Source organism: Methanolobus zinderi, assembly GCF_013388255.1.
In the GTDB taxonomy this organism is placed as follows: Archaea; Halobacteriota; Methanosarcinia; order Methanosarcinales; family Methanosarcinaceae; genus Methanolobus; species Methanolobus zinderi.
Genome location: NZ_CP058215.1, coordinates 2377236 through 2390660, shown reverse-complemented (window position 1 = coordinate 2390660; position 13425 = coordinate 2377236). Strand labels below are relative to the sequence as shown.

Genomic DNA, 13425 nt, shown 5'->3' with positions numbered 1-13425 from the left:
TCATATTTTGAAGGTATCCAATGGGGCCTGTAGTCAAATAAAAATAATGAGCATCATGTCGTCATGCTTTCGGTGACTTCCTGATTTACTGGCTCATCTGCGCCGGGATTGATAATACTTACCGGAATATTGATTCCACTTTTTTCCAGATAGGCCTTTATCCTGTCCATTGCATGATGTACCATTCCTCCATGTGTGAGGATCAGGCATCTCTGCCCTGCAAGTGCATTGAGTATGGAACGGTCAATGACTCCTGCGGTCACATCGAGGTAAATGTCCTCCTTTTCAGCCAGCAGCTTGCTTTTCTTGCCCATGGCGCCCACACACTCGATACCGTCACGCTTTATGATTTCCGTAAACTCTCCTCCGGAATATCTGGCAGTATCATATACTCCGATAGAGCCTGCCCTGAAGGCCTTCCTGTCCATTTCAACTATGGCAAGGCCATCGTCATGGATGTGGAGTACTTTACAATTTGCGGCTTCATAGTCAGAATTCTGGGCGTATTCGCCATAGAAGACACCGAGGTTGATATAATCTCCCTCTTTTACCTCCGGGGTGACATCCACCCATAGTAAATGCTGGGAACGCAGAGCATGAACAAGATCGGGGATGTCTCTGGGACAACAGTTATTCCTGGCCATCCCTCGCCTTTTGATCTCTTCGTAAATCTCCAGTGTTGCAGGCCTTCTGAGGTGAGCAGCCTTTAACTTCTCGGTCTCCATGAATATCTCTTCCGGCGTGCCTTCGCTGATGATCTTATGCTCGTTCATCAAAAAGATGTAATCTGCCCAGCTATAGGCCAGGTCTACGTCATGAGTTGAAATAATTATGGTCTTTCCAAAATAGCTCTGTTCGTTGAGCAGGTCCATTACTTCATCGGCACCCACCGGGTCCAGATTGGCAAGAGGTTCATCAAGGATGATTATCTCAGGGTCCATGGCCACAATGCCTGCGATCGCAACCCTTTTTTTCTGACCTCCGCTTAAGTGGTGAGGTGGCTTGTCCTTCAGGTGCATCAGTCCGACATATTCCAATGTCTTGTGAACGATCTCCTGTACCTTCTCTTTTGAATAGCCCAGGTTTGTGGGTCCGAAGGCAACATCTTGGTAAATAGTGGGAGCGAATATCTGGTCGTCTGAGTTCTGAAAAACAATACCGATGTTCTTTCTAACCTCTCTGAGGGACTTTGAATCGTATTTCAATGACTTGCCATGAAAGAGTATCTCTCCTTTCTTTGGTCTGTGAGTACCGTTCATTGAAAGGAACAGTGTGGATTTGCCTGAACCATTACGTCCGACGAAAGCTATTTTCTTGCCTTTTTCAATCCTGACGCTAATGTCCTCCAGGGCAACCGTACCGTCCGGATATGAAAATGTAAGATTCTTTGTTTCTAATATCGTCATTGTTTTCACCTCAAACAAAAGGCATGTCCCTGGTAAGGTAGAATACTGCTATAACCAGTGCGAAGTAAGCTGATGTCAGTGCAATCTCTGCCAACTTAACAGGTCTTTTTTCGTCGAATACTATCAGCTTTCCGTCATAGCATCTTGAGTTCATTGATAAATATAGCTTTTCTCCCTGTTCCCATGACCTTATGAAGAGATTTGTGCCGAGCATTACCATTGAATTGAAAGACGTCCTGAAGTCCTTGTATCCAAGCCTGACTGTTTGTGCGTATTTTACACTCATTGCAACTTCCAGAAAGACGAATATATAGCGATACATCATCATCGCGATTTCGATAAAAGAATCAGGGAATTTTGTTGCCTTTAGCACCGAGAACAGTTCTATCATTGGGGTGGTCAGGGAGAGGAAGAACAGACATGACATACCTCCCAGGGTCCTTGCAAGCACCAGCAGAGCCATATTAAGTCCTTCTGAACTTACACCGAGCGTGAAACCCAGTACATCAAATGCAAAAAGGTTAACGCCTTCTCCAAAGAAAAATGCTATTATTATAACACTTACAAGTACAAAACCAGCAGGTACTGCCAGTAATCTCATGTAGAATTTTGCAGGGATCTTTCCAAAAGAAACTGTTGCGAAACCCATGCATAAAGCTATGATTAAAGGAACGAAGGGGGAGTTGGATGAAACACCTGCAAGAATCCCAAAGGTAACTATGGCTAACTTGAGCCAGTTGTTTTTATATCTAAGAGGACTTAGTACGGCGTAGTCATCCAGTATATGAGCCATGTTTCAACCCTGTTTGATTAACTATAAGTAAAATTGATTTTATTTGTTTTTGCTTACATATGTAAGGAAATAAGATATTTTACTTATTGATAAGCATTTCGTTTGAAACCACTATCAGTAAGAAGTTAAATCTTAAAAGTAAAACCACACTGCAAAGTTTGCTTGGAACTATACTGGTAGATATCTTCCATTAATATTAAAGGTAAATTGATTTCTGTAATTAATCTGACATGGCCAAATAAAAAGAAGAAATGAAGGGGGTTATGCCTCTTTCGAAGAGGCATAATGAATGGTGTTAGTTTGCCTCGCTCTTTCCTTTATAATATCCAATCACGTATCCAATTATAACTGCACCGAATGCTGCCTGAAGAGCAAAGAGCAGACTTTCGGTCTCGCCACCAGGGGGTTCAAAGCCGATACCACCGAACCAGGGTTCATAATCGGGATTTATGCTTGCAATTACATCTTCTGCTGCACCGTCTGCACCGCCGAATTCAGAATCCGGGTTGGCCGCTACTCCATAGAGGAACTGTACTGCAAACAGTATCACAATTATGCCGACAATATATTCTAATTTCATTGCATGGTCTCCTTGAGTTTTGTGACAGCAGATGATGTGAGTACATTAAGGTCCACGAGCACATCGCTCTTTATCTGTACCACATACTTCATGATCAATGCAGTGAGTGCACCTTCCATGATTGCAAGGGGTACCTGTGTTGTTGCAAAAACAGCTGCAAATGCTGTGAACGATCCAAGCACGCCGCCTTCTGCCGAAGGGAATGCCAGAGCAAGCTGTAAGGAAGTTACGACATAGGTCACCCAGTCTGCAATGGCTGTTGCGAGGAATACATTCAGATAGAAATTCATGCCTGCCTTTGATGCTGCTTTGTAGAACATGAATGCAACAAAAGGACCGGCTATCCCCATTGAAAACACGTTTGCACCCAGCGTGGTCAGACCGCCATGTGCCAGGAACAGTGACTGGTACAGCAGTACGATTACGCTTAATACGGCAGTAATGGCAGGTCCAAAGAGGATTGCTGACATGCCTGTACCGGTTGGGTGAGAGGAACTTCCTGTCACTGAAGGAAGTTTCAGGGATGAAAGCACAAATATAAATGCACCTGCAACGGCTAGCAAGGGCACTACTTCACGCCTCTCGCTAACCAGTTTGTTCAGCTGGTACATACCATACAATATTACGGGAATAGAGATCACAAACCATATCTGCCACCATGGAGAGGGCAGAAAACCTTCGAATATATGCAACTAGTATCACCTTCTATTTTATAATGAATGCAAATCAACTATATTTGATTTTTACAAATTGTTGTAATTTGTTATTGCATATAAAGATAACGATTCGCTCTATGGATAATTGTCGTAAGCTAAAATAGTAATATGAATATGTGTTTTAGCAACTTATATGTCCTATATAGTCCACGTCTTTCCAGGTTAGTTAATTATCTATCTGAAAATACGCTGAATTGAGAGTGGTGTAATTATATATCTGTAAATAAAAAAAGTAAATTTACTTGATATTACCTGATAACCAGCAGGCAATACATGTTTGATGTGTTTGCAGGGGGTTCAGCTGTGCTACCACAAACCGCTCTCTCATCAGGGTATCCGATATTCTCATAGATGCAGATTCTGGCATCGATGTTCATATCCTCCAGGATCTCCGCCACTTCCACGGGTCCGAATGTATCGGCGGGAAGCATGAATATATTCTTGCCAAGTTCCAGCTCGCTTATCAGTGCTTCCTTTGCGGGAGCAGGATCCCTGCCGTGGGCTGTTATCATGGCAAGGTTTGACATCTCAACATGAAAACGAGCACATGCAGCCTGTATGGACGATACTCCCGTAATTACCCTGTCATTTTCTGATGCGAACTTCCCAAGCCCTGAGAACATAGGGTCTCCTGTGGAAAGTATGACTGCGTCAGCAGGCAGGAGGTGGAGATTTTTGAAACTCTTGATGGGATGGGCTTCAGACTTTATATGGTCCTGCGCAAGTTCGATAGCCCTTTTGGAACCATACACGACAGGGGCATTGCTTATAGCTTCAATGGCTTCCTGTGTAAGCATCTTCGGACCGACACCCACACCCACGACTATCATTCTTTCTCACCGCTGTCCATGAGCACCGTGCCGTCCCTGTGAACGATCACAATACGGGCACCATTTCCTTTTTCAACTGCCATGTTGAAGGCTTTTTTAAGCCGCTCATTTTCAGGATCCAGTTCCAGCATTTCAACGACAGTGGCATAACCGCTGTCTTTGAGCATTTCAGGATCTCCCCATTTGAGGACAAGTCCCGGGAGGCCACATATCACAACATCTCCTTTTGCAGCTTCCAGTGCCTCGCTGATACGGCTGCCAGCAAGTACGACGGTATGGTCCGGGAACAGCATGGTAGAATATCGTATTCCGATCCTTCCGGTTGTGAGTACAACTTTATCGGAATCCCGAATTAGATCGCCTTTCATCTCTCCCAGATGGTCGTTCCAAGGCTCGACAAAACCGGTGGTCCCGAGAATTGAAATTCCGTCAATAACTCCGATACGGCTGTTGAGTGTCTTTTTAGCGATCTCTTTTCCTTCCGGAAGATAGATCGTAACTTCGGCACCCTTTAAGCCCAGTTCCTCCACAGCCTCTTTTATAGATGTCTTTATCTGTTCCATGGGGCGCGGATTGATTGCAGGGTGTCCTTTTTTGGATTCAAGGCCGCTTCGGGTAACAATACCTATTCCCTGACCCGCATAGACATTTATCTCATCCGCTTCCTTTGCATCGGCTACGAATTCAAGGCCTCTTGTAATATCTGACTCATGGTCATTATTGATTTTTTCCACAACCGCATGTCCGTTATTTGCCCTGACATCAATTTCGGCACGCAGTCCCACTGGTGTGGGTACAGAAACATGTTTTATGTCTTTCTTAAGTGACATCACAGCTGCCTTTGCAGCCAGTGCGGCGGTTGTCCCGGTGGTATATCCTCTCTTCAGAACAGAGCCGTCGCTCAACACAACAAGCATTCCGCTCCTTATGCCATCTTCGAGCTCCTTGCGGGGCATTTTTGAGCGATCAAGCCATTCATCTGGAATCTTGGATTTATTTACCGGGTCGATCATCTCAGGTCAATTGTACTCCATACTTTTAAAATTTACCGACCTTATCCGGTTCTTCCGAACATACGTCCCAGTTTGTCTTTCGTGAAGGATATCATGGTTGGTCGGCCATGCGGACATGTATATGGATTTTCACACATCATAAGCTGTCTGATAAGTTCCTGCATCTGCTCAGATGTGCATTCTGCCCCGGCCTTTATTGCCGCCCTGCAAGCCATGGTGCTGCAAAGCCTTTCATAAATTTCAGTATCCTCCTTTACCCTGCCCTGTGAGAGCAGATCGGATATTATGTCATGAACTACCGTTGTGTCCTCTACTTTTCCGAATATGCTGGGTGTTGTTGTAACCACATAGCTGTTCTGCCCGAATTCGGATATTGCAAAACCCATCTGCTCCAGTGACGGGATATAATCCTCGATAATGGTCTTCTCCTTTATACTGAGGTCAAGGGTCACGGGGGTTATCAGTTCCTGCCAGCCCAGCTCCTTCATTTTCAGCACCTGCTCGTACATGATACGTTCATGTGCAGCATGCTGATCGATCAGGATAAGTTTATCTTCGCTTTGGACTATGAGATAGAGGTCTGCGAACTGGCCGTATATACTGACATCACTGGTATTGAGCGGACCCTGTACATCAGAAGCTGTTTCGCTGTCATGCTGGACCTGCAGCCTTTCGCTTTTCTTCAATCTCCTCTGTGTATCTTTAAGGGGATAGTGGTATGCTTCCCTGGCTTCCTTTACAACTGCAGCTTTCTCCCTGACCTCTGCATCAGATATGTAACTCTCTGTCTGTTGCCTGTCATCAGCACTTATGCTTTCTGATGATGCTTCTTTTTTTTCTTCTGCCGTTGATGTGCTTTTCACAGGTCCCGATATGGTTGACTGGAATGCGGTCTCCTTTTTTCCGACCTTTGCCTCGGGGATGAGGTCCGTTGAAGCCAGAGCATCCTCCACCGCCCTGATTATCATATTTTCAATCTCTTTTTCATGACTCAGGCGCACTTCCCTCTTGGTGGGATGTACATTGACATCCACAAATTTCGGGTCTATTGTGAATTTCAAAAAAGCTGCGGGGTATCTTCCCTTCGGAAGCAGGGTGTAGTAGCCCAGTCTTACAGCATTACTTATGAGTCTTGATGAAATGCTCCTGCCGTTTATGAAAAATGCCTGCAGGTCATTCCCGCTTCTTGTAAGTTCCGGCTTTGACACATACCCAGATATGGACACAAGGTCTGACTCGAATTCCAGCGGGATCAGTGAACGCGCCACATCCGCACCATAAAGATGGACTATGCTGTCCAGAAGATCACGTGAGCTGGGCGATCTTACTATTTCTTTGCCATCACTTACAAGGGTAAAGGAAATATCGGGATATGAGATTGCATATCTTGTTACAACATCGGTTATATGTGCCAGCTCGGTCCTCATGCTTTTCAGGTACTTTCTGCGGGCGGGTGTGGTATAGAAAAGGTCTTCCACGGAAATCGTGGTCCCCACCGGAGAGCCTGCGGCTGAAATGCTTTTCAGACCCTTGTTGTCCACGACCACTTTGGTGCCTGATATGTCTTCCTTCTGCCTTGTGACCATCTCCACTTTTGCAACCGAGGCGATGGAAGCAAGTGCCTCTCCCCGGAAGCCAAGGGTCATTACACTATTGAGGTCTTCGATAGTTTTTATCTTACTGGTGGCATGTTTCTGAAAGGCCAGTGATGCATCCTTATGGCTCATTCCTGTACCATTATCAACAATAGTAATATTTTTCGTACCCGACCCCCTTATTTCCACTCGAATATCGGTGGCATATGCATCTATGGAATTGTCAATAAGTTCTTTTACAACGGATGCGGGTCTTTCTACAACCTCTCCTGCTGCTATTTTGTTGATGGTGGAATCATCAAGAATCTTTATTCCGGAACTCTGCGTATCGCATGTCCTGTCAGCCATTTTACTTTCCTCTTATTTCACAGATTTACATTATTAACTCAAAAGGTATCCTGGAATACACATAGTTTTCCTTTATTCTTATACGCTAACAAATGGGTACTATCAGCAAGTATTATATCTGTTCATGTTTGTAGGGACTCCATAAACACAGAAGGTTTTAGATGAGTAATCCCGGAGAACTTAAAAAAATAGTACCTCTACTTGCACTTTTAACAGCCTTCCCGGCATTTTCCACGGATATGATCCTGCCGGCAATTCCTTCTCTTGCAGTAATATGGGACCAGCCTCTGGCAGTGGTCAATCTGATACTGATATCCTTTTTTGTAACCTATGGTTTTTTCCTGCTCTTCTACGGACCAATCTCTGACAGGTACGGCCGCAGGAGACCGTTGATAGCCGGTATTTTACTCTATATACTTGCCAGCATGCTCTGTGCGGTGGCAAACAGTGCTGCTACACTGATATCATTTCGCATACTGCAGGCCGCAGGGGCTGCAGCCAGCGCTTCCCTGTCAATGGCCATGACCAAGGACATCTTTTCCGGAAAAGAGAGGGAAAGGATACTTGCCTATATCGCGATCATCATGGCCCTGGCTCCCATGTTCGCCCCGATAGTGGGAGGATGGATACTGATCTACCTTTCATGGCACTGGATATTCTTTACCCAGGGTATGATGGGTGTACTTGGCCTTCTAGGTGTAATAAGGACGCCTGAGACACTGAAAGAGTTCTCGCAAACCCCTCTGTCAAAGGTCATGCACTCCTATGGGAATCTCCTGCTCAACAAAAGTTACATTGTCATGGTCCTGGTCATGTCCGTCAGTCTTCTGCCATTGTACAGTTTCGTTGCAGGTTCCTCGGATCTTTACATCAACGGATTCGGTCTGAGCGAGCAGACTTTCAGCTACCTGTTCGCGTTCAATGCCCTGGCCCTGATGGCCGGCTCCATGTCATGCCTGAAAATATCTCAGAGAACGGATTCAAAGTATCTGATGACCGCCGGTTTTGGAGGCATCCTGCTGGGAGGTATCCTGATCCTGGTAACAGGGCAGCACGGTCCTTGGAGCTTTGCCATACCCATGGCAATGATCACTTATTCAATCGGTATTAGCAGACCGCCAAGCAATCACCTGGTATTGGAACAGGTTCGCAAGGATGCGGGTGCTGCATCCTCCCTGTTGATATTTACCTATTTCACCCTGGGAGGTCTGGGTATGTGGGTTGTATCCCAGAACTGGATGAACCGGATCGATATACTGGGTGCCATTGCCCTTGGCTGCGGTGCCTTTGTGCTGTTTTCCTGGATGTTATTACAAAAAAGAAGTATCGGTGTTGTTGCCGATGAGTAAAACCGATATGTAGGCTTAGGCTCTCACTTATTTTTCCCTTTTTCCCGAGAGTTTATCCTTGATCCTGTTCAGCTCGTTGAGTGCTTCAAGGGGTGTCAGTGAATTGATGTCAAGAGCCTTTATATCCTCAATTACAGGATCAGGTTCCTGCTCTTCTCCTGATGCGTTCTGGTCAAAGAGGACGACCTGCGTATATTTGGCGCTGCTGCGTTTTTTCCTGTCCGCCCTGTTGCCGTTTCCGATTGCGCTCTCATTCTCTATGTCCTCCAGTATTTCCTTTGCCCTGCTGGTAACATTATGCGGGACGCCTGCAATCCTTGCAACATGGATACCGTAGCTCTTGTCGGTTGCACCGGGAACGATCTTTCGCAGGAATACCAGCTCGTCACCTTCTTCCTTTACTGCGATGTGGAAGTTCTTCACCCTTTTCAGGGCGGCTTCGAGATCCGTTAGCTGGTGATAGTGAGTGGCAAAGAGTGAGCGTACGCCAACCCTGCCTTTGTTATGGATATATTCCACCACGGCCCTTGCAATGCTGTATCCGTCGTAGGTACTTGTACCCCTGCCAACCTCATCAAGCAAAACCAGGCTTTTAGGGGTTGCATTGTTCAGGATATTGGCAAGTTCCACCATTTCCACCATGAAGGTACTCTGTCCGCTGGCAAGATCGTCAAAGGCCCCGACCCTTGTGAACACGCGGTCCACAATACCGATGGAAGCATGGGATGCAGGTACAAAAGAGCCTGCCTGTGCCATTATCACAATCATCGCTATCTGGCGCATGTACGTGGACTTACCTGCCATGTTCGGTCCTGTGATCAGCATGAACTGATTGTTCTGGCAGTCCATTTCGGTATCGTTGGGTACAAAACCTCCAGGTGTTGAGTTTTCCACGACCGGGTGCCTGCCGTCCCTTATGAGCATCCTGCAGTCACTGGTAATTGCAGGGCGTACGTAATTGTTGTTTGCCGCCACTTCCGCCAGGTTTGCAAGCACGTCCAGAGTCCCTATCATGAATGCGGTATTCTGCAATTGCTGTGCATGCTCTGCAACGATGGAATTAAGCTCGCAGAACAGTTCATATTCAAGGGCTGTGGCCTTGTCGTCAGCAGACAGTATCTCGCTCTCACGCTCCTTTAGTTCCGGGGTGTAGAACCTTTCGGCATTTGTCATTGTCTGCTTGCGTATATAGTCGTCCGGAACCTGGGATATATTGGCCTTTGTGACCTCGAGATAGTAGCCGAATACTTTGTTGTAGCCGACCTTGAGTGATTTGATCCCTGTCCTGTCACGCTCTTTCTGCTGGAACTCAGCAATCCAGTGTTTCCCGTCCTTTGAAAGGCTCTTAAGCTCGTCAAGCCTTTCATTGTAGCCGGATTTTATCATTCCTCCGTCCCTGACACTCACCGGAGGCTCTTCAACTATAGCCCTGTCTATCAAGTCTTCAAGCTCGTCAAGTTCGGTGAAGGATAAGAGTTCCGAAGCAACATCTTTCAGAAGGTTGGAATCAGGACATTCTTTTAGTGATTCGATAATCTGCGGTACTGCCTCGAGTGATCTTTGCAGGGATATGAGGTCCCTTGCATTCGAGTTACCATACATCACCCTTCCAACCAGCCTTTCCATGTCCTTTACCTGAGACAGGTGTGACCGCAGGTCAAAACGCACAAGTGTATTGGATTCAAGTTCCGCGACAGCGTCAAGCCTGTCATTGATCTCATCCACTGAGATAAGAGGTTTTAGCAGCCATTTCTGCAACAGCCTGCTGCCCATGGGTGTCTTTGTCTCATCCAGAACATTCAATAAAGTGGAGTCATTTCCCTCCCCCCGTACGTTCTTTACGATCTCGAGATTGCGAAGGGTGATGGCATCAAGCACCATGAACTCGGAATCAAAATAGGTCTTGAGATGCTGTACATGTGAGAGTTCCCTCATCTGGGTATCAACCGCATACTTTAGTGCCGCTCCGGCGGATGATACTGCAAATGGAAGCTCACTGCATCCCATTCCTTCAAGTGTGGACACATTGAAGTGCTCTGTCAGGAGTTTGTTTGCAGTCCCCTCCTCAAAGGCGTACTCATCATATTCATGGATGATGATCTTCAGTTCCCTGAAACGCTCCAGCAGTTTCTCATCTTCTTTAAGTGAAGGCGGCATGATGCACTCGGAGGGGCGCATACGGGCGACCTCGCTGGCTATCCGGTCATAGGGTGCCTCATCCGTAAGCTGTGTTGTGAGGAACTCTCCTGTGGATATGTCCAGGCAGGCCAGCCCGAAATCCTTATCCTCTCCGTACAGGGCCATGAGATAGTTACTGGATGCGTCCGCGAACATGGAGGGATCGATGGCTGTACCCGGGGTGACCACCCTGACAACACCGCGCTTAACAACGCCCTTTGCCTGCTTCGGGTCCTCAAGCTGCTCGCATATGGCTACCTTGTAGCCTTTCTTGATAAGCCGCGGGAGATAATTGTCAATGGCATGGTAGGGGATACCTGCAAGGGGCATCTTTTCCCCATCCTTTCCCTTTCCGCGGGTGGTAAGCGTTATATCAAGCTCTCTTGCTATTGTCTTTGCATCCTCTCCGAAGGATTCGTAGAAATCCCCCATCCTGAAGAATATGAGGGCATCCTTATGCTCTTCCTTGGCAGCATAATACTGCTGCATGGCAGGGGTCAGCTTTTTCATAATAATCGTCAAATGATTTTTTCCCAGACTATCTGGGTGTTAGTATTTTTGTGTTTGCATTGGAAGATGTGGCAAAGGCTCTCTATCCATCTTCAATTTTCAGTATCGTTTTTATTGTTTGGATACGTTTTGCCGTATAAATTCTGACAGTTTACAGGTGAAAAAATGATAATCTTCTCAGGCGGCACAGGCACACCAAAACTCTTGAACGGACTTCGCAGAATAATTCCCGAGCAGGAAATCACGGTAGTGGTGAACACCGCAGAGGACCTGTGGGTATCCGGGAACCTTGTCACGCCTGATATTGATACGGTACTTTATCTCTTCTCCGACAGGATCGACCTGAAGAAATGGTGGGGAATCGAAGGTGACACCTATCGTACCCATGAGGCCATGAAGGCTCTCGGGCACAAGGAAAGAATGATGCTCGGTGATCTTGACCGCGCAACCCATATCATCCGCTCGGACTATCTGCGTAAAGGGTATACGCTATCTGAAGCTATTATTAAGTTATCAGAATCTATGGGCATAAAAGCCAGGGTCCTGCCCATGTCGGATGACCCGGTATCAACAACAATCGTCACACCAGCAGGAAGGATGCATTTTCAGGATTTCTGGATAGGTGAACGCGGAGAACCTGAGGTTCTGGAAGTTTTCCAGGAAGGTATTGCTGCTGCCACCATATCGCCTGAGGTCATGAAGGCTCTGGAAAACGAAGATGAGGTACTGATCGGGCCAAGCAATCCCATAACAAGCATCGGTCCTATTATAGCGATTCCAGGCATGACGGATATCCTCAGGAATAAGAAAGTGATCGCTGTAAGTCCCATTATAGGAAATGAAGCGGTGAGCGGTCCGGCCGGAAAATTGATGCAGGCCAGGAGCTTGGATGTATCTTCGGCAGGTGTTGCGGCTTTCTACAGGGAGTTCCTGGACACCTTTATTATAGACGAAAAGGATACTACGCAGGATGATGCTTTTGAAGATGCAGGCTGCAAAGTGGTGCGTGCGGATACCATGATGAGGTCCGTGGATGTTAGTGTGGGGCTTTCGGAGTTGATTCTCCGTGAGTTTGACGTCATGCGCTAGTTTTAACAGTATCTTGTGAATCCATTTACTTTCTGCAGGAAATTATATGTAATATCCAATTTTTATCAAACATAATGGCCAAAAAGAGATATGGCAAGAGAATACTGGTACTTTTATGGTTGCTTCTCTTAGTCAATGCTTTCTGGTTTGGTCTCTCAGAGCTTAATGAGCCAGACAAAGCTCCTGTTGATCCTCCTGCTGAAGTTGCTGCTCGCGTTGATCACACTAATTCCATTGGTATGGATTTCGTTGAAATACCCGCAGGTGAGTTCATGATGGGTTCCGGAGATGGCCGGGCAGGTCCTGTTCGTAAAGTAACCATCGGTGAATCCTATTATCTTGGTAAGTACGAGGTCACCCAGGAACAGTGGGTTATGGTAATGGGTTATAACTCTTCTTATTTTGATGGTGATAACAATCCGGTGGAACAGGTCTCATGGAATGATGCACAGGAATTCGTTAAGAGGCTGAACGAAATGGAAGGGACTGATAAGTACCGGCTTCCTTCTGAATCCGAGTGGGAGTATGCCTGCAGGGCTGGCACTACTACCTTCTACTCCTTTGGTGATAGTGCATCCTATCTGGATGACTATGCCTGGTATGATACAGATCCATATAATGGTGATCAGCCGGGAGATCGAACTCATCCGGTTGGCTGGAAGAAAGCGAATCTCTGGGGTCTGTATGATATGCATGGAAATGTGCATGAATGGTGTCAGGATATCTATCATGACTCCTATCTCGGTACACCTGATAATGGTAGTGCTTTTGAAAAGATAGATCCAGATGTTGGTGCTTCTGGTGATGCTAGCCTGCAAATAGATCTTAACGTCAAAAGGGTTTTACGCGGTGGAAGTTGGAGTAGCACTCCTCGGTATTGTGGCTGTGCTTACCGTACCTATGATGATACGGAAGACGCCGACTATGACCGTGGTTTTCGTGTTCTTATGGAAATCTAACCATTTATACAGAAATTCAAGGTTCTTGTTTTTTAACTCTGACAGTTTATTTAATAAAT

The 13425-nt window shown here is 46.3% G+C and carries 11 protein-coding genes; 3 read left to right on the top strand and 8 right to left on the bottom strand.

Translation table 11 applies throughout. The annotated features are described in order from the left end of the window. Positions 1 to 53: 53 nt before the first annotated feature. From HWN40_RS11730 to mutL, 7 genes are all read right to left on the bottom strand, one after another. Positions 54 to 1406, bottom strand: a complete 1353-nt coding sequence (locus HWN40_RS11730) for an energy-coupling factor ABC transporter ATP-binding protein (protein WP_176965906.1) — start codon at positions 1404 to 1406, stop codon at positions 54 to 56. Between the two features lie 10 nt (positions 1407 to 1416). Continuing rightward, positions 1417 to 2199, bottom strand: coding sequence for a cobalt ECF transporter T component CbiQ (gene cbiQ / locus HWN40_RS11725; RefSeq protein ID WP_176965905.1), 783 nt, complete (start codon positions 2197 to 2199; stop codon positions 1417 to 1419). 295 nt (positions 2200 to 2494) lie between these two features. After that, positions 2495 to 2779: an energy-coupling factor ABC transporter substrate-binding protein gene (locus tag HWN40_RS11720; protein ID WP_176965904.1), complete on the bottom strand. Its 285-nt coding sequence runs from the start codon at positions 2777 to 2779 to the stop codon at positions 2495 to 2497. After that, positions 2776 to 3471, bottom strand: coding sequence for an energy-coupling factor ABC transporter permease (locus tag HWN40_RS11715; RefSeq protein ID WP_176965903.1), 696 nt, complete (start codon positions 3469 to 3471; stop codon positions 2776 to 2778). Before HWN40_RS11715 ends, HWN40_RS11720 begins: the two co-directional genes overlap by 4 nt. A gap of 272 nt (positions 3472 to 3743) precedes the next feature. Further along, positions 3744 to 4325, bottom strand: coding sequence for a cobalt-precorrin-7 (C(5))-methyltransferase (locus tag HWN40_RS11710; RefSeq protein WP_176965902.1), 582 nt, complete (start codon positions 4323 to 4325; stop codon positions 3744 to 3746). Further along, complete coding sequence (locus HWN40_RS11705; RefSeq protein WP_176965901.1) at positions 4322 to 5338, bottom strand: cobalt-precorrin-5B (C(1))-methyltransferase; 1017 nt, start codon at positions 5336 to 5338, stop codon at positions 4322 to 4324. Before HWN40_RS11705 ends, HWN40_RS11710 begins: the two co-directional genes overlap by 4 nt. Before the next feature lie 41 nt (positions 5339 to 5379). Next, the gene (mutL, locus tag HWN40_RS11700; protein WP_176965900.1) at positions 5380 to 7281 is read right to left on the bottom strand and encodes a DNA mismatch repair endonuclease MutL; all 1902 of its coding nucleotides are present in this window, start codon (positions 7279 to 7281) and stop codon (positions 5380 to 5382) included. A gap of 161 nt (positions 7282 to 7442) precedes the next feature. Between mutL and HWN40_RS11695 the strand changes: the two genes are divergently transcribed. Next, positions 7443 to 8630: a multidrug effflux MFS transporter gene (locus HWN40_RS11695; RefSeq protein ID WP_176965899.1), complete on the top strand. Its 1188-nt coding sequence runs from the start codon at positions 7443 to 7445 to the stop codon at positions 8628 to 8630. A gap of 27 nt (positions 8631 to 8657) precedes the next feature. Here HWN40_RS11695 and mutS read toward each other — a convergent pair whose 3' ends face one another. Beyond that, entirely contained in the window at positions 8658 to 11318 is a 2661-nt protein-coding gene (mutS, locus tag HWN40_RS11690) for a DNA mismatch repair protein MutS (protein WP_425487355.1), read from the bottom strand. 165 nt (positions 11319 to 11483) lie between these two features. On the opposite strand from mutS, the gene cofD reads away from it, so the two are divergent. Beyond that, complete coding sequence (gene cofD / locus HWN40_RS11685) at positions 11484 to 12407, top strand: 2-phospho-L-lactate transferase (RefSeq protein ID WP_176965898.1); 924 nt, start codon at positions 11484 to 11486, stop codon at positions 12405 to 12407. Between the two features lie 74 nt (positions 12408 to 12481). Further along, complete coding sequence (locus HWN40_RS11680) at positions 12482 to 13366, top strand: formylglycine-generating enzyme family protein (RefSeq protein ID WP_176965897.1); 885 nt, start codon at positions 12482 to 12484, stop codon at positions 13364 to 13366. Positions 13367 to 13425: the final 59 nt, after the last annotated feature.